At 62.5% G+C, this 15,729-nt stretch carries 15 protein-coding genes; 5 read left to right on the top strand and 10 right to left on the bottom strand.

The annotated features are described in order from the left end of the window. Nucleotides 1-43: 43 nt before the first annotated feature. Together ACGLWX_RS15045 and ACGLWX_RS15040 are read left to right on the top strand one after the other, a co-directional pair. Nucleotides 44-913: a methylated-DNA--[protein]-cysteine S-methyltransferase gene (locus ACGLWX_RS15045; RefSeq protein WP_396240887.1), complete on the top strand. Its 870-nt coding sequence runs from the start codon at nucleotides 44-46 to the stop codon at nucleotides 911-913. Between the two features lie 24 nt (nucleotides 914-937). After that, nucleotides 938-1,450: an O-acetyl-ADP-ribose deacetylase gene (locus ACGLWX_RS15040; protein WP_396240885.1), complete on the top strand. Its 513-nt coding sequence runs from the start codon at nucleotides 938-940 to the stop codon at nucleotides 1,448-1,450. Here ACGLWX_RS15040 and ACGLWX_RS15035 read toward each other — a convergent pair. The 7 genes from ACGLWX_RS15035 to ACGLWX_RS15005 all read right to left on the bottom strand — a co-directional run bounded on the left by ACGLWX_RS15035 (nucleotide 1,431) and on the right by ACGLWX_RS15005 (nucleotide 8,111). Then, entirely contained in the window at nucleotides 1,431-2,261 is an 831-nt protein-coding gene (locus ACGLWX_RS15035) for a phosphodiesterase (protein ID WP_396240883.1), read from the bottom strand. The genes ACGLWX_RS15040 and ACGLWX_RS15035 overlap by 20 nt on opposite strands. Beyond that, nucleotides 2,254-3,318: an ABC transporter ATP-binding protein gene (locus tag ACGLWX_RS15030; RefSeq protein WP_396240881.1), complete on the bottom strand. Its 1,065-nt coding sequence runs from the start codon at nucleotides 3,316-3,318 to the stop codon at nucleotides 2,254-2,256. Before ACGLWX_RS15030 ends, ACGLWX_RS15035 begins: the two co-directional genes overlap by 8 nt. Before the next feature lie 39 nt (nucleotides 3,319-3,357). Beyond that, entirely contained in the window at nucleotides 3,358-4,146 is a 789-nt protein-coding gene (locus ACGLWX_RS15025; RefSeq protein ID WP_396240879.1) for an ABC transporter permease, read from the bottom strand. Next, nucleotides 4,143-5,027: an ABC transporter permease gene (locus ACGLWX_RS15020; protein ID WP_396240877.1), complete on the bottom strand. Its 885-nt coding sequence runs from the start codon at nucleotides 5,025-5,027 to the stop codon at nucleotides 4,143-4,145. Before ACGLWX_RS15020 ends, ACGLWX_RS15025 begins: the two co-directional genes overlap by 4 nt. A gap of 2 nt (nucleotides 5,028-5,029) precedes the next feature. Next, the gene (locus ACGLWX_RS15015) at nucleotides 5,030-6,043 is read right to left on the bottom strand and encodes an ABC transporter substrate-binding protein (protein WP_396240875.1); all 1,014 of its coding nucleotides are present in this window, start codon (nucleotides 6,041-6,043) and stop codon (nucleotides 5,030-5,032) included. Then, nucleotides 6,036-7,070, bottom strand: coding sequence for a LacI family DNA-binding transcriptional regulator (locus ACGLWX_RS15010; protein ID WP_396240873.1), 1,035 nt, complete (start codon nucleotides 7,068-7,070; stop codon nucleotides 6,036-6,038). Before ACGLWX_RS15010 ends, ACGLWX_RS15015 begins: the two co-directional genes overlap by 8 nt. 120 nt (nucleotides 7,071-7,190) lie before the next feature. Continuing rightward, nucleotides 7,191-8,111, bottom strand: coding sequence for a glutaminase (locus tag ACGLWX_RS15005; RefSeq protein WP_396240871.1), 921 nt, complete (start codon nucleotides 8,109-8,111; stop codon nucleotides 7,191-7,193). A 342-nt stretch (nucleotides 8,112-8,453) separates the two neighbouring features. Here ACGLWX_RS15005 and ACGLWX_RS15000 point away from each other — a divergent pair, with 342 nt between their 5' ends. Both ACGLWX_RS15000 and ACGLWX_RS14995 read left to right on the top strand, forming a co-directional pair. Beyond that, on the top strand, nucleotides 8,454-10,817 hold the full coding sequence (locus tag ACGLWX_RS15000; protein WP_396240869.1) for a S8 family peptidase: 2,364 nt from the start codon (nucleotides 8,454-8,456) through the stop codon (nucleotides 10,815-10,817). Nucleotides 10,818-10,915: 98 nt separating this feature from the next. Next, nucleotides 10,916-12,382, top strand: a complete 1,467-nt coding sequence (locus ACGLWX_RS14995; RefSeq protein ID WP_396240867.1) for a cobyric acid synthase — start codon at nucleotides 10,916-10,918, stop codon at nucleotides 12,380-12,382. 29 nt (nucleotides 12,383-12,411) lie between these two features. Here ACGLWX_RS14995 and ACGLWX_RS14990 read toward each other — a convergent pair whose 3' ends face one another. After that, nucleotides 12,412-12,849, bottom strand: coding sequence for a RidA family protein (locus ACGLWX_RS14990; RefSeq protein WP_396240865.1), 438 nt, complete (start codon nucleotides 12,847-12,849; stop codon nucleotides 12,412-12,414). Between the two features lie 178 nt (nucleotides 12,850-13,027). On the opposite strand from ACGLWX_RS14990, the gene ACGLWX_RS14985 reads away from it, so the two are divergent. Further along, entirely contained in the window at nucleotides 13,028-13,588 is a 561-nt protein-coding gene (locus tag ACGLWX_RS14985; RefSeq protein ID WP_396240863.1) for a hypothetical protein, read from the top strand. Between the two features lie 58 nt (nucleotides 13,589-13,646). Here the strand turns inward: ACGLWX_RS14985 and ACGLWX_RS14980 are convergent, their stop codons facing one another. Beyond that, nucleotides 13,647-14,822, bottom strand: coding sequence for a VWA domain-containing protein (locus tag ACGLWX_RS14980; RefSeq protein ID WP_396240861.1), 1,176 nt, complete (start codon nucleotides 14,820-14,822; stop codon nucleotides 13,647-13,649). A gap of 3 nt (nucleotides 14,823-14,825) precedes the next feature. Next, nucleotides 14,826-15,680: an AAA family ATPase gene (locus ACGLWX_RS14975; protein ID WP_396240859.1), complete on the bottom strand. Its 855-nt coding sequence runs from the start codon at nucleotides 15,678-15,680 to the stop codon at nucleotides 14,826-14,828. Nucleotides 15,681-15,729 lie beyond the last annotated feature (49 nt).

The following is a 15,729-nucleotide window of genomic DNA, read 5'->3' as shown; positions in this document are numbered from 1 at the left end:
AAAAGCGCTTAAGCTTCGAAGGTCAGCAACAAGGGAGCGGGCAATGGACGACTTTGGGCGGATCGAAAAGGCGATGGCCTACATGGTGGAGAACGCGGCGTGCCAGCCAAGCCTTGCCGAGGTGGCGGCTCACGTGCACTGGAGCCCCGCCCACTTCCAGCGTCTTTTCCGCCGCTACGCCGGCGTTTCGCCCAAGCGTTTTTTGCAGGCGCTGACCCTTTCGCGCGCCAAGCGGCTGATGGCCTCGACCGACTCGCTGCTTCAGGCCGCCCACGAGGTGGGGCTTAGCGGCGGCTCCCGACTTTACGATCATTTCGTCTCGCTCGATGCGGTGACACCGGGCGAGCACAAGCGACAGGGCGAAGGACTCACCATTTACTACGGTGTTCACCCAACCCCTTTTGGCGCAGCGCTGGCGGCCACCACCGAGCGGGGTATCTGCCGGCTGGGGTTTATCGGCGCAGGTGGAGTGGGGGAGCAGCTCGCCGGTCTCACCGCCGCGTGGCCCAAAAGCCGGCTAATTCACCAGCCCGAGGCCACGCGCTACGTGGTAGAGGCGCTTTTCGACGGCGCGGATTTTAACGAGCGGGCGCTATCACTTCACGTGGCGGGCACCAATTTTCAGGTCGCGGTATGGCGCGCGCTGCTCGCGATTCCCGCCGGGGATCTTGCAAGCTACGGCCAGCTGGCCAAAGCGCTTGGAAAGCCCGGCGCATCCCGGGCGGTCGGCAGCGCCGTGGGTGCGAATCCGGTTGCGCTCTGGATTCCGTGCCACCGGGTGATCCAGCAAAGTGGGGCGCTGGGCGGCTACCGCTGGGGCGTGGCGCGAAAGCAAATGGTGCAGGCCTGGGAGAGCGGCCAAAAAAGCGCGAAGGAGGGCAGCCCGGAGCCGGGTCGACTATCGTTAACCTGAACGCGTTAAATAAGGGAGTACGCTATGAAAATCGATGCGATTCAGGCCGATATCACCACGCTCGAGGTCGATGCGATCGTCAACGCCGCCAACCAGTCGCTGCTGGGCGGCGGCGGGGTGGACGGCGCGATTCACCGCGCCGCCGGGCGCGAACTCAAGGAGGCGTGTCGCACACTCGGCGGCTGTGAAACCGGCGACGCCAAGCTCACCGACGGCTTCGCGCTTCCCTCCCGCTACGTGATTCACGCCGTCGGCCCGGTGTGGAACGGCGGACAGCGCGGTGAGGCCGAGAAACTCGCCGGCTGCTACCGCCGAGCGATAGAACTCGCCGAATCCGTCGACGCCCGCTCCATCGCCTTTCCCAGCATTAGCACCGGCATTTACCGCTTTCCCATCGAGAAAGCCGCCGAGATCGCGGTAGAAACAGTCAAGGCGGCGCTAAGTGAAAACTCGACGGTCGAGTCGGTCACGTTTTGCTGTTTCTCGGAAAGTGACCTGGCGGTGTACGAGGCGCTGCTCAATCGATCAGCCCATTAACGTCGAAGAACGGGTAGGGGCCTGGGTAGCGTTCGATGAAGCCCTGATGGGTGATCAGCCCGCTTTGCGGGGTGTAGGCGTGCAGCAGATAACCCGGCGGCTCGAGCTGAAAGTGTGCCGGACCGCCGGCGCTTAGATCCAGGCTCACTTGGTGGGACACTCCAGGGCAGCTAAGCGCTAGGGTGCCGCCAAAGCGCGCTTGCAAGCTGCGATGAAGATGCCCGCACAACACGCGCTCGATTTGCGGATGGCGCTCGATCACCGCTTCGAGCGCCCCGGCATCGAGCAGCGGCTGGCGGTCCATGTGGTCGATACCGCTTACAAACGGGTGGTGATGTAGCATTACCAGCGTCGGCGCTTCCGGGCGCTTTGCCAAAGTAGCCTCCAGCCACGCAAGGCTTGCGGCATCAAGCTCGCCGTGGGGCTTATTGGGTACCAGCGTATCCAGACCAATCAGGCGGATGGGGTAGTCATCCACCACCCAGTGCAGATACTCGGGGTGCTGAAACAGATAGCGGTGGCTTTTGAGCGCATTGCGCAGGTTGTCGCGGTGGTCGTGGTTGCCGGGGATGACGTAGAAGGGCAGCGTTAGCGCCTCGGTCAATCGCATGAACGTGGCGTACTCCTCGGGATGGCCGAAATCGACCAGGTCGCCGCTGATAAGCACCAGATCCGGGCGCGGCGTCAGCGCATTTAGCGTGTCGATCGCCTGCGTTAAGGCGCGCGCCGTATCCACCTGACGGTAGGAGAGCTTGCCGAAGGCCTTGATATGCGGGTCGGTGATCTGGGCGATCAAAAAGGGCTTATCCATGCGCGCTTGCTCCGCTGGCCGAGGGCTGAAACAGTGCCTGCGCGGGAATCATTAGCCCGATCTCGCTCCCCTTTGGCCAGGTTTGGCGTGACGAAACGCGCACCGATAGCGTCGTATCGCCGCCGGTATTTACCGCCAGCTGCTGCGCTTGGCCTAGAAAGACGCTCTCCATGATGCGGCCTTTGAGCTGGGCTTTCTCGAGAGGCACCACCTGGATGTCCTCCGGGCGGCAGTAGAGAGTGGCGGCCTTGCCCAAGTGCGGCGCGTCCAGCGTGCCGCCGGGCACACAAAATGCCCCATCTGACGCCTGCGCTTGAACCTCGAGGCGGTTGACCGCGCCGATGAAGTCGGCCACGAAGGCGTTGGCCGGATGGTGGTAAATCTCGCGTGGGGTACCAAGCTGGGCGATGCGCCCCTCCTGCATCACGGCGATGCGATCACCCAGCGCCATCGCTTCGTCCTGGTCGTGAGTCACGTACACCGCAGTGATGCCCAGCTCGCGCAGAAGCGAACCGATCTCCAAGCGCAGCCGGTCGCGCAGCTTGGCGTCGAGGGCGGCCAGCGGCTCGTCGAAAAGCAGCACATGGGGGCGTACGGCAATGGCCCGGGCCAGCGCCACGCGCTGCTTCTGTCCCCCGGAAAGCGCACTGATAGAACGCTCGGCATAGCCTTTCAAATCCACCATCTCCAACACTTCGGCCAAGCGACGGTCGATCTCGGCACGCGTAACCTTCTGAATGCGAAGCCCGTAGGTGATGTTGTCGGCCACATTCATGTTGGGAAACAGCGCGTAGTTTTGAAACACCATGCCCACATCGCGCTTCTCAATGGGTAGGTCGGTGACGTCACGCTCGCCGAACTGCACCCGGCCGCCCGGGTCCGGGCGCTCCAACCCGCTGATGATTCTGAGCGTGGTAGTCTTGCCGCAGCCCGAGGGGCCTAGAAGCACCAAGGTCTCGCCCGCCTTGACGTGAAGGTCGAGCGGCTTCAGGGCAACATGGCCGCCGGCGAAGGTGCGGCTGCACTGGGTCAGCGTGATACTCGAGGAGTTTGACATGATCGCTCTCTGCAACGTTTTCAAATAGAAGAATAGGGGTCAGCGGCGCGGGCCGGTCAGCTTTCCGGCCCACTGGATCATCACCAGAAGCGGCACGATCATGAGCAGAAAGACCAGCGTGTAGGCAGAGCCCACTTCCAGACGCATCGAGGCGTAACTGTCTGCAAGCCCGACCGGCAGGGTCTTGGTGAGCGGGGTGTGCAGCATCCAGGTGATATTGAACTCGCCGATCGAAAGCGTGACCACCATCAAGGCGCCGGCCAGAATGCCGCTGGCGCAGTTGGGCACTACTACGCCGAAAAAGCGCTGCCAAGGGCTCGCCCCAAGACTCGCCGCGGCTTCTTCGAGAAGCGGCAAGCGGGCGGTGTGCATGACCGAGTGCACCGCGCGCACCATAAACGGCAGCGTGAACAGCACGTGGCCGATCAGAATGAACAGCCAACTAGCGCGAAATTCACGGTAGCTGCCGTAGGCCAGCAGCAATGCCAGCGCCGTGGCAAGCCCAGGTACCGCCACTGGCAGTAGCAGAAGCTCTTCGATGGCGTGGGCGACGCGGTGGCGACAGCGCAGAAGCCCGTAGGCCGCCGGCACGCCTATCAGCGTGGTAATGACCAAACACGCTATCGCTAGTTTGATCGAAAGCCAGATGGTACCCGAGTAGAGCGCCCACACCTCGCTTACCCAGCGCAGCGTCAGTCCGCTTTGCAAGCCCTGAAAGTAGTTCTCGGTCAGCCCCGCCATAACCGACATGGCAATGGGCACGATCATGAAAAGACACACCAGCAGCGTGAACCCCAGCTGCAGTGAAAAACGCAGGCGCTGACTCATACCGAGGCTCCCAAGGCGTTGCTCGCCAGCTTGCGCGCCAGCGCCAGTGCCGCCCAGGTGATCAGCCCGAGCACCACCGAAAGCGCCGCCGCCATCGCGAAGTTGGCGTAGTTGGTGAATTCGCCGTAGATGTTTAGCGGCAGAATGGGCAGCCGCGTGCCCAGTGTGAAGGCGGTGCCGAAGGCGCCCATGCTGGTGGCGAAGCATATCGCGCCTGTCGAGAGCAGTGCCGGTGCGATACCGGGAATGATTACGTCGCGCATCACTCGCCAGTGGCTGGCACCGAGCGAACGCGCGGCCTCCTCCAGGCTCTGGTCGAGGTTGTCGCAGGCCGCCATCACGGTGGTGATGACCCGTGGGATCGAGAAGTAGAGATAGCCGATGAACAGCCCGAACAGCGAATAGGCGAACACCCAGCGCTCGTCGAACAGCCATAGACTCGTCTGCGCCAGCGCCCCCTGGCGCCCGCCAAGCATGATCACTAGAAAACCCACTACCACGCCGGGAAAGGCGAGCGGGAAGGTAAGGATGGCCACCAGTAGCGATTGTCCCGCAAAGCGGTGGCGCGCCAAAAAGAAACCGGCGAAGCCGGCAATCCCGACTGCTGCGATCGATACCGCCAGCGAAAGCGTGACGGTGGTCGCCAAGCTGATCAGGTACTGCCGGTGGGTCAGCAGGGTCAGGTAGGCGCTGACGCCGCTGGCGCGATCCGCCTCCGCTCCCATCAGCAGAAGCCGCGAGAACGGCAGTAGCCAGAACGCCGCGAACAGCGTCAGCGCCGGCACCAGCGCGAACAGGGTAATCAGCTGTGCCCGTCGGGAGGGGCGCCGGTGTCGATCGAGTAAAGCAGCCCCGAAGGGCTGCTTGAGCGTCGCGGACATGATCAGCGAACCTCCGACAGATACCGCTCAGAGAAGTCGCGTTGCGCTTGGGCCATGGCGTCGTAATCCACCGCGCTTGCGCGAGCGTAGTCGCTGTCGGGCAGGAACACCTGACGCGCTTCGTCGGAGATCGCCTCCTCGCGTACCGGGCGCAGGTAGGCATCGGCCCACACCGCCTGCCCCTCGTCGGAAAGCACGAAGTCGAGTACGTCGCGGCCGTTTTCCGGGTTGGGTCCGTTCTTGACCAGGCTCATCACGTAGGGCACCACGATGCTACCCTCTTCGGGAATCACGAACTCGACGTTGGCGCCATCGCTGTAGCGAGCGCGGTAGGCGTTGAAGTCGTAGTCCAACAGGATCGGAATCTCGCCGGAAAGCACGCGAGCGTAGCTGGTCTGCTTGGGCACGATCGGGTCGTTGTCGGAGAGCGCGTTGAAGTAGTCGATTGCCGGGGTGAAATCCTCGAGATCACCGCCGAGCGCCAGGTTGACTGCGGTGGCTCCAACGTAGCCCACGAAGGCGCTAGCCGGGTCGAGATAGCCCACCATGCCGCGGTAGGCAGGATCGAGCAGATCGTTCCAGGAAGTCGGCACCGGCGCACCATCGAGCGCGTCGACGTTGACCATGAAACCAAGGGTACCCGAGTGGATGGCGAACCAGTTGCCTTCCGGATCCTTGAGATCTTCTGGAATGTCGTCCCAGTGAGCGGGCTGGTAGGGCTCGACCACGTCGGCGTCCATGGCCTGAATGCCGAAGGTGACGCCATAGTAGACCACGTCCGCCACCGGGCTGGCGGCTTCTGCGACCAACTGGGCCAGCGACTGACCGGAGTTCTTGTTGTCCTGGGGTACCTGGATACCGGTTTTCTCCTCGATCAGCTCGAGCTGGGTACCCCAGTCCGCCCACTGTGGCGGGCAGTTGTAGCAGATCGCGTTACCGGCATCTTGCGCTGCGGCAAGGCTCGAAACACCCGCCAAGGCGGTGGCGAGCAGAAGACGTGCGGGCATGTTACGCATGGTGAGAACCTCGTTGGCTTGGGGAAGTGCGTTTGACAGGTGGTGCCACGCTTTCGCCGTCGCGCAGGGTGTAGGGCAGAAGCGGTGGCGCGTGTTGCTCGCCTTCGAGTAGAGCGAGCAGGGCGTTGACGGCCTCGCGGCCGATGTCGGCGCGGGGCTGCTCGATGGTGCAAAGCGAGGGGTAGAGGCGCTTGCCCAAGGCAATGCCGTCGAACCCCATGATGGAGACGTCACCGGGGACCTTGAACCCGGCGCGAGTGAGCTCGCCGATCAGGCTGATGGCGAGCAGGTCGTTGGTGGCGATCAGCGCGGTGAGAGCATGGCTGCCCTCCAGCAAGCTTTTAATCGGTGCGAGATCGGCCCGGGTGTGGCGCGGCATCTCGACCAGGGCGCGCGGCGTGAGCCTCGCGCTTTGCATCGCCTGGCAGTAGCCCTCGAAGCGCTGGCGGGCGCGGTCGGATTGCAGCAGCGGCCCGGCCACCATGCCGATGCGGGTGTGGCCGAGATCGATCAAGTGACGGGTGGCCGCTTCGCTGGCGGCGCGGTTGTCCACGCCTACCGAGGGAAAGCCGCTGGTGCCCGCCGGGTTGTAGACCAGCAGGCAGGGTGTGGACTCACGGCGCAGGGAGGCGAGCAGAGGGCTCTGCTCGGCATCCGCCACGGTCAATACGAGCCCGTCGACCCGCTGGCGCAGCATCGACTCGACGATATCGCTCTCGCGGGCAGGGTCGTACTCGCTAGTGGTGACCAGAAGCGAAAAGCCACGCTCGCGAGCGGCTACTTCCATGGCTTGAAGTTGCTCAGCGAACACCGGGTTGTCGAGACTCGGCACCATGACGCCGATCATTCGGGTGGCTTGGGAGCGCAGCTGGCGCGCCACGGCGTTAGGCCGAAAGCGCAGCTCTCGGGCGGCGGCCATGACCTTTTCGCGGGTCTGTTCTCGCACCATTTCAGGGTTCGAAAAGGCGCGCGCTGCGGTGGCCCTGGAGACCCCTGCACGCTTTGCCACGCTCGCTATATCCGCCATAGGTCATCCTGTGTCGAAAAAATGAGATCGATCTCATTTGATGATCACAGAGGCTAGCGGCGCTTGATGACAAAGCCGTGTCGGTGGGATGTCAGTTTGAAAAAAGTGGGAAAGGTTTAATTAATGCCCAAACACCGACCAGCCGGTGCGCTGGACGAACATCTCCAGCGCGCGGGCGCCGAGCAGGCTATTGCCGTACTCGTCGAGTCCCGGCGACCAAACCGCAAGTGACCCTTGACCCGGGGCAATGGCCAGTATGCCGCCGCCCACGCCGCTTTTACCGGGAAGCCCCACGCGAAAGGCAAACTCGCCGGAGGCGTCGTAGTGCCCGCACATCATCATCAGCGAGTTGATCCGACGCGCCCGCTGGGGTGATACCACGCGCAGGTTGCTGGGCTTGTTGACCCCGTTCGAGGCGAGAAAGAGCCCGGCGTGAGCGAGCTGCTCGCAGCTCATGGCGATGGCGCACTGATGAAAGTAGGTGCCCAGCACCTTGTCGACATCGTGGCGAAGACGCCCAAAGGCCTTCATGAAGTGGGCGAGCGAGGCGTTGCGGTCCTTGTGCGCCATTTCAGACACGGCGACCTGGCGATCGAAGCAGATACTCGTGTCGTCGGCGATATAGCGTACGAAGCTTAAAATCTCGGCAAGCGTCTCCCGGGGTTCGTGCCCCATCATGATCGCGTCCACCACGGCGATGGCGCCGGCATTGATGAACGGATTACGCGGCTTGCCGCCTTCGTGTTCGAGCTGGACGATGGAGTTGAATGGATCCCCCGAGGGCTCACGACCGACATTGGCCCATAGGCCGTCACCGAGCTTGCCAAGCCCCATGGTGAGCGTGAACACCTTCGAAATACTCTGAATCGAGAACGGGGTGGCCGCGCACCCGGCCGAGAAGCGCTCCCCCTCTACCGTGGCCAGGCTGATGCCGAACTGGTGCGGGTCGACCTCGGCAAGCTGAGGAATGTAGTCGGCGACCTTGCCGCGCTCGGTTTCACGAGCGAGCTGTTCGGTGATGTCGTTTAAAAGTGTCTGCATGAAGGACGATCGATGGCGTAAAGGGCCAATTACCCTAGACGAAACCGCGCTGCTTGTCTGCCCGGCGGTCGGCGCAAGCCCGACCGTGAGGCGATCGATATCGCTTGATGAGAGTGCCTTGAATGACCAAACGATTATTCATTAAAAGGGATTATATAGGCGATGAAATGGATTCTGATCATTGAACGAAATGTCCCGTTTTAAAGGCTTAACTCTTTTAAATGGTCTAATAAAAATGGGCTAGATTGGGCGGATCAAAAGCGAGTGTAACGTCCGTCAGGGGTCGCGGTACGGCGTTGGACGTTGTCCTGCTCGCCGTCACGCTCATTCAAGGGGGCTCCCATGAAAACCTCGAACGTTTATTTTCCTGCCGCGCCGTTCAAACCCCGCTCGCTGGTCGTGGCGGTCACACTTGCGTTTTCCGCCGTTTCACTTGTGGGCTGCAGCTCCGGCGGCGGTGGAGGAGGCGGCGCCCCGGATGACTCCTCGACCGGAATTTACCAGCCCGAGCCTTCGCCGGCGCCGATTGAGCCATCTCCTGCCCCTCTTCCGGTAGAACCGCCGCCAATCGATAAGCCGCCGGTCAGTCGTTTGCCCGTGGAGTCTCCTCCGAATGACGCACCTTCAGATCAAAGCCCTTTGATCGAACCTCTCGGTGTGCGGGTCGGCGTTGTCGATAGCGGTTTCGATATCGATCGCATCATCAATAACGACGTCGTGATCGATAGCCTGAACGTGCATACCGGTCTCAAGGAGGTGAGTGGCGGCAATGAGTGGCACGGTAACGTTGTCGCATCGACCATTTCCGGCGGTACCCTGGGTAGCGCCCGGCTGGATCTGATCAAGGTAGAAGATCCGAGCGGAACGACCTACAGCAGCACGCTGGATTACGGCATCGGCGAGGCGGCGCTTCGCGGGGCCCGCGTCATCAACACCAGCTATTCGCGTCGTTTAGAGGCCAGCGATCCGCGATTGAGTTTCAACGGCGTTTCGTCAGCGGAGTCCTATCAACGCGTGGTTGACGCAAACGGTGGCAAGGGGGCGGTGTACGTCGTCAGTGCCGGTAACAGCGGCGCGTCGATCGATACGCGGGGTAACCCCATTTATGCTAGCCAACCCGGCCTATTTAACATGATGCTGATCGCTGTAGGCAGTGATGATCAGGGTAATTTGCACCCGGCGAGCAGCTATCCAGGCGACGATACGCAGCTACAGTCGCGCACGCTGGCCGCGCCTTTCGTCAATCGTCAGGTGGGGGCGCAGGGCACTTCCATTTCGGCGCCCCGGGTGGCGGAGTACGCCGCTGGCATCATTGCGCGCTGGCCTCACTTGACGGCGCAGCAGGTGAGCCAGCGCCTGTTGGAGACCGCAAGCCGCGACAGCGCTCTGTTTGGTCAAAACAGCTGCGGCGCCTCGGGCACCGCCAACTGCGGTTTCTTCTATTTGGGCCAGGGAGCCGCCGATATCGACGCAGCGCTGGCGCCTGCCGGCGAGCTGGTGGTCGCCAGCGGCGAGAGCGTGGCACTTGGCGGTGAGTCTGCCAGCGCCTCCTTCGCCCAGCTCTCCGGTGCTTATGGCGACGCGCTCGCCAGTACCAATGCGCTCGAAAACGTGGCGGCCTTCGATGCGTTGGGGCGCGACTACGCGATCGACATGAGTGGCAATGCTCAGCGGCGCAAGAGTCACGATGATCAGCTGCGTACCGGTATGGAGCGCGTTTCCAGTGCGTCGGTTCAGGCGGTGAAGACGCAGTTCATCGACAGCGGCGCTTATCAGTTCACGGCGAGTACGGATAGCGCCGGCACACCGCTGGCAAGTCGTTTCGATGTCGACTTCGGTGCGACCGGCTTTGGTGCGGCTGGCCTCGGTGCCGCCGGCTTCAGCGCTTACCGCTTCGCGGGCGACCAGGCAAGCCCGATGAGTAGCTACGCCGAGTCCCGCATGATGCCGATGATCTCCTTTCAGGGCGGCTCGGCGCTGACCCAAGGGCTTGATAGCGTGAGCGGCGTTCAAACCCGCTACGCGCTGGGCAGCCGGGTCGAGCTGAGCGCCTCGCACTGGGCCGGGGTCGTCGAAGATCAGCAGGAGAGCCGCTACCGCTCGAACCGCTCCGATATCGGTATCTCGTTTAAGTTGGCGCCGGCGCTTGCGATCGATACCCACGTGGGCCGGCTGGGCGAGCAGGAAGGGCTACTCGGTGCTCACGGCACCGGCGCGCTGAGCCTCGGCGAAAACAATCACATGACGTTTGCCGGCGTAGGGCTTCAAATGGCGCTGGGCCGCGGCTTCAGCGGATTCGCCGAATTCGAACAGGCCCGTGGTGATGCCGGTGGCAGCGGTTTGCTCGCCAGCGTCGATAACGTCGTGGCGCGTGAAATGGCGTTGGGCGCGCAGTGGCAAGGGCAGGGCGCGCGTGCCGACGAGCGGCTGGCGCTAAGCGTTCGCCAGCCGCTGCGCATCGAAAGCGCGGATGCCAGTTTCAATGTGCCGGTCGGCCGGCGCCTTGACGGCACCGTGGTGCGCGAAACCCGCGAAGCCTCGCTTTCGCCTTCCGGGCGTCAGGTGGATATCGAGCTTGGTTATGCCTTCGCCGGCGGCGAGCGCAGCGAGTGGCAGTTGAACGTACTGCACACCCTCGAGCCTGGCCACGATGCCGATGCGCCCAACGATACGGCGGCGGTGGTCAATTACCGCTATAGCTGGTAGGTACCAAGCCGCTCTATTCACTCCCGGCGGCGGGCACCTTGGCCATTGCCAGCCCGGCCGCCAGCCGCTAGAGTTCGCCCTTTTAACCAGGGGCGCGCATGGCCACGCTGATGATTCAGGGCACCACCTCGGATGCGGGCAAGAGCACGGTGGTGGCCGGGCTTTGCCGGGTGCTGGCGCGCCGCGGCGTTTCGGTGGTCCCCTTTAAGCCGCAAAACATGGCGCTCAACAGCGCCGTGACTGTCGATGACGGCGAAATCGGCCGCTCCACCGCGCTGCAGGCGATAGCGGCAGGGGTGGCGCCTCACAGCGACATGAACCCGGTGCTGTTGAAGCCTGAAAGTGACCGCGGCGCCCAGGTAATTCTGCGCGGCCGCGTTCATGGTCATATGGATGCGCTCGACTACCACGCCTTCAAGCGCACCGCGCAGGAAAGCGTTCTGGATGCTTGGCGAGACTTGAGCGCGCGCTTTGACGTGATCATCGCCGAGGGCGCGGGCAGCCCCGCCGAGATCAACCTGCGCCAAGGCGACATCGCCAATATGGGCTTCGCCGAGGCCATCGACTGCCCGGTGCTGCTGGTGGGCGACATCGACCGCGGCGGCGTGTTCGCCCAGCTCGTCGGCACGCTGGCGCTTTTGAGCGCCTCCGAGCAGGCCCGCACTCAAGGCTTCATCATCAATCGTTTTCGCGGCGATATCGGCCTGCTCACCTCAGGCCTTGATTGGCTCACACAGCACACCGGCAAGCCGGTATTCGGCACGCTGCCCTACCTCAAGGGCCACCTGCTCGACGCCGAGGACGCCATTGCCGGGGTTCAGGCCGACAAAAGCGCCCAAACGCTGAAGATCGTGGTGCCAAGGCTTCCCCGCATCAGCAACCACACTGACTTCGACGCCCTGCGCCTGCACCCTCAGGTCTCGTTGATCTTCGTTCATGAAGGCGAGCCGATTCCACCGGCAGACGCCATCATCCTGCCCGGCAGCAAGAGTACGCTCAGCGACCTTGGTTGGCTCAAGCGAAACGGCTGGGAGGCGGCGATCGAGCGTCATCTTCGTTACGGCGGGCGCGTGCTGGGTATCTGCGGCGGTTTTCAGATGCTCGGTGAGTGGGTCGAGGACCCGGAGGGGCTCGAAGGGCCCGCCGGGCGCGTACCTGGGCTTGGTCTTTTGGCGCTTACCACCACCATGGTCAAAGGCAAGCAGCTTCGAAACGTGGAGGGCACCATGGTCGAGGAGGGTGTGCGCGTGAGCGGCTACGAGATCCATAACGGCGTCAGTCACGGCGCCGCGTTAAAGCGCGCGCTGTTCGATCTGGGAAGCCACGTCGATGGTGCCGTAAGCGAAGATGGCCAGGTGCTGGGCACTTATCTGCACGGCGTGTTCGACGGTGGCGAGGCGTGTCAGGCGCTGCTCGCGCGGTTGGGGCTGCAAACGAGCAGCGCGGTCGACTATAGCGCCCACCGCGAGCGCGAGCTGGAACGGTTGGCGGATACGCTGGAAGCGCATCTGGATATCGAGCGAATAGTGGGAATACTCGAAAACGCGCCTTCGAGCACAGGCTAGGCTCGAAGGCGTTTGAACGTGAGAAAAGGTTATTCCGGGCCGGTATCCGAATCGGGCTGCGGCTTGCTTTCACTTTGTGAGCGCCGGCTACGGCTCGCCATCAGCGTGATCTCCACGTTGCTGCCCTTGCACAGGCGGCTCGCCTCGGTGCAGGTGCGCGCCGGGTACTGACCCGCTTCGAAAAACTCGGCGTAGACGCTGTCGAGTTTGCTGATCTCGCCAAGGTCGGTCAGGTGAATATCGACGCGAACCACGTCGCGCCACTCAAGCTCTTCCTGGCGCAGCATACGCTCGAGCTCGCGCATGATGCGGTGCGTCTCCTTGGCGACGTCATCGACCACCTGGTCCTCTTCGACGATATCGGCAATGGTGAGCCCGGAAATGAACACGTAGTGGTCATCCACCACCATGTGGCTTCCGGGAAAATCGGGTTTGGGCAGGGTCGGGTCGTTGATGAACTGAGGCACGGGCTCTCCTTGTCGGCCTGGGGTAGGGTGTCGTTCTGTGTGATCAGCCTGGCACATTAGCGCCTGCCGTGCGTGATCGCTCTGGCACCTGGACGCGGTTTACTCTAGGCTTGCGGGCTTCGAGCGTGCGCTTCACGCGCGCCGAGAGTTGGTCAAAAAAGCACGACGAGAGAGCACAATGAAGGTTGTCCAGATTAAAGAGCCCCGCGAGCGCTGCGCGTGTCTTGCAAAGCTATGCGCTGAAGCATACGGCCAGCAGGCGGGGCTGACCCCGCTGGTGGTCTTCACCGGCACCCAAAACGTGCTGTTCGAGCAGGAGGCCGCAAGGCTGATCGCCGGTACGGGCAGTGGCGGCGAGATTCTGGCGCTGGCGCTACTGGTGCTTGACGAGAAGGGCGAAGGCATGACGCTGAGCCTGGCCTGGGAGCAGCGCGAGGGGGCAAAAGCGCGGCTGATCAGCGAGCTTAGCCTCAACGTGCCGCTCAAGGTCGAAGTGAGTGAGCCATCGCAGGTGGCGTTTTATCAAGGCTGTGGGCTCAAGCGCTGGTTCGACGGCGAAAACGGCGAACGGATCGGCCTTAACGCCCGCCACCCGGCGGCTCGTTTCGAGGAAATTTCGCCGACCCTGACGCTGGATCACGACCGGATACTGCGCCGCTTCAAGCACGACCCGAAAGCGTTCGAGGCGGCCAAGCGTGACTTTCTGGAAGGCCTCGAGCGCGCGCCGAGCGCGCTTTAACGTCATTCGAGCCTGGCCTTTGCTCGTATAGAAAGCACACTCACTATAAAAAGCACATTCACGAAAGCTCGCGCATGGCCGCCTCGAGCCCTTCGACGGTCATCGGGTACATGCGATCCTCGATGATCTCCTGAATCAGCTTCGTCGAGTAAGTGTACTCCCAGGTGCGCGGCAAGGCCGGGTTGAGCCACACGAGTTTCGGGAAGTGCCGAGTCAAACGTTCGAGCCAAACGCCGCCCGGCTCCTCATTGAAGTGCTCGACGCTCCCACCCGGGTGGGTGATCTCGTAAGGCGACATCGCCGCATCGCCCACCACCACGACCTGATAGTCCGGCCCATAAGTGCGCAGAAGCTCCAGCGTCGGAATACGTTCGCTGCCGCGGCGGCGATTGTTCTTCCAGACGCCTTCGTAAACGCAGTTGTGAAAGTAAAAGTATTCCAGATGCTTGAACTCCGAGCGCGCCGCGGAGAAGAGCTCCTCGCATGCGCGCACGTGGTCGTCCATCGACCCGCCCACGTCCAAAAACAGCAGAATCTTGACGGCGTTGTGGCGCTCCGGGCGCATCTGCACGTTCAAAAGTCCCGCGTCGCGGGCGGTTTCCCGAATGGTGCCCTGAATATCGAACTCCGACCGGGCGCCTTGGCGAGCGAATTTTCTGAGCCGGCGTAGCGCCATCTTGATGTTGCGCGTGCCGAGCTCAAGGCTATCGTCGTAATCGCGAAAGCGGCGCTCGTCCCACACCTTGGTGGCGCGGCGGTGGCGTGAGCCATCCTGGCCGATGCGAATGCCCTCCGGGTTGTATCCGTAGGCGCCGAACGGGCTGGTGCCGCCGGTGCCGATCCACTTGTTGCCGCCGGCGTGGCGCTCTTTTTGTTCTTCCAAACGCTTTTTGAAGGTTTCGATCAGCGCCTCTAGTCCGCCCAGCGACTCGATTTTGGCTTTTTCCTCCGCCGAGAGCTGCTTCTCGAATTCGCGGCGCAGCCACTCATCCGGAATCAGCGCCTCGATGCCGGCGTCCACGCTTTCGAGCCCTTCGAACCAAGCGGCGAAGGCGCGATCGAAGCGATCAAAATAGCGCTCGTCCTTGACCATCACCGTGCGCGCGACGTGGTAGAAGCTCTCCATGTCGGCGAATACCACGCCTTGCTCGAGGGCGGCGTGCACATCGAGGAGCTCGCGTAGCGATACCGGCACGCCGGCACGCTTCAACGTTTCAAACAGACCGATGAACATGGCTTAACGCCCCGGCCCTTTTTGGCGGCGCATCATGAACGCGAGGCGCTCCAATAGGTGGGTATCCTGCTCGTTTTTGATCAGCGCGCCGGCCATGGGCGGCAGGGCTTTACTTGGGTCGCGGTTATAAAGCGCTTCGCGGGAGAGTTCGTCGCTCATCAAGAGCTTCAGCCAATCGACCAGCTCCGAGGTCGAGGGCTTTTTCTTGAGCCCCGGCGCCTCGCGCAGCTCGAAGAAGACGTTGAGCGCCTCGGACACCAGGCGTGGGGCGATATCCGGAAAGTGAACATCGACGATCGCCTGTAGAGTGTCGCGGTCGGGAAAGTCGATGTAGTGGAAAAAGCAGCGGCGCAAAAACGCATCCGGTAGCTCTTTTTCGTTGTTCGAGGTAATGATGATGATCGGGCGGTGCTGAGCGCGCACGGTTTCACCGGTTTCGTAAACGAAGAACTCCATGCGATCCAGCTCCTGGAGCAGGTCGTTGGGGAACTCGATGTCCGCCTTGTCGATTTCATCGATCAAGAGCACCACGCGCTTGTCCGCGGTGAACCCCTCCCACAGCTTGCCGGGGCGAATGTAGTTGGCAACGTTCTCGACGCCCTCGACACCCAGCTGCGAGTCACGCAGCCGGCTGACCGCATCGTACTCGTAAAGGCCTTGAGCCGCCTTGGTGGTCGACTTGATATGCCAGGTCAAAAGCTCGGTATCGAGCGAGCGGGCGAGCTCTTCGGCCAGCAGCGTTTTTCCCGTGCCTGGTTCGCCTTTGATCAATAGCGGGCGCTCGAGCGTAATGGCTGCATTGACCGCCTGCTTGAGCGCCTCGGTGGCTATGTAGGAAGAAGTGGAGTCGAATGCCATGAGGCGTCACCTTTTCGAATTGGGTCAGTGTCTTGTTCAATTCAAAAAG

Origin of the sequence: Halomonas sp. HMF6819 (assembly GCF_044335525.1) — a bacterium.
In the GTDB taxonomy this organism is placed as follows: domain Bacteria; phylum Pseudomonadota; class Gammaproteobacteria; order Pseudomonadales; family Halomonadaceae; genus Vreelandella.
Note: the sequence above shows the minus strand (reverse complement) of the source record. Positions and strands in the feature narration are given on the sequence as shown.

Coding starts and splice junctions, on each gene's coding strand:
- ACGLWX_RS15045 (WP_396240887.1), top strand. CDS start 44: ATGGACGACTTTGGGCGGATCGAAAAGGCGATGGCCTACATGGTGGAG.
- ACGLWX_RS15040 (WP_396240885.1), top strand. CDS start 938: ATGAAAATCGATGCGATTCAGGCCGATATCACCACGCTCGAGGTCGAT.
- ACGLWX_RS15035 (WP_396240883.1), bottom strand. CDS start 2,261: ATGGATAAGCCCTTTTTGATCGCCCAGATCACCGACCCGCATATCAAG.
- ACGLWX_RS15030 (WP_396240881.1), bottom strand. CDS start 3,318: ATGTCAAACTCCTCGAGTATCACGCTGACCCAGTGCAGCCGCACCTTC.
- ACGLWX_RS15025 (WP_396240879.1), bottom strand. CDS start 4,146: ATGAGTCAGCGCCTGCGTTTTTCACTGCAGCTGGGGTTCACGCTGCTG.
- ACGLWX_RS15020 (WP_396240877.1), bottom strand. CDS start 5,027: ATGTCCGCGACGCTCAAGCAGCCCTTCGGGGCTGCTTTACTCGATCGA.
- ACGLWX_RS15015 (WP_396240875.1), bottom strand. CDS start 6,043: ATGCGTAACATGCCCGCACGTCTTCTGCTCGCCACCGCCTTGGCGGGT.
- ACGLWX_RS15010 (WP_396240873.1), bottom strand. CDS start 7,070: ATGGCGGATATAGCGAGCGTGGCAAAGCGTGCAGGGGTCTCCAGGGCC.
- ACGLWX_RS15005 (WP_396240871.1), bottom strand. CDS start 8,111: ATGCAGACACTTTTAAACGACATCACCGAACAGCTCGCTCGTGAAACC.
- ACGLWX_RS15000 (WP_396240869.1), top strand. CDS start 8,454: ATGAAAACCTCGAACGTTTATTTTCCTGCCGCGCCGTTCAAACCCCGC.
- ACGLWX_RS14995 (WP_396240867.1), top strand. CDS start 10,916: ATGGCCACGCTGATGATTCAGGGCACCACCTCGGATGCGGGCAAGAGC.
- ACGLWX_RS14985 (WP_396240863.1), top strand. CDS start 13,028: ATGAAGGTTGTCCAGATTAAAGAGCCCCGCGAGCGCTGCGCGTGTCTT.
- ACGLWX_RS14980 (WP_396240861.1), bottom strand. CDS start 14,822: ATGTTCATCGGTCTGTTTGAAACGTTGAAGCGTGCCGGCGTGCCGGTA.
- ACGLWX_RS14975 (WP_396240859.1), bottom strand. CDS start 15,680: ATGGCATTCGACTCCACTTCTTCCTACATAGCCACCGAGGCGCTCAAG.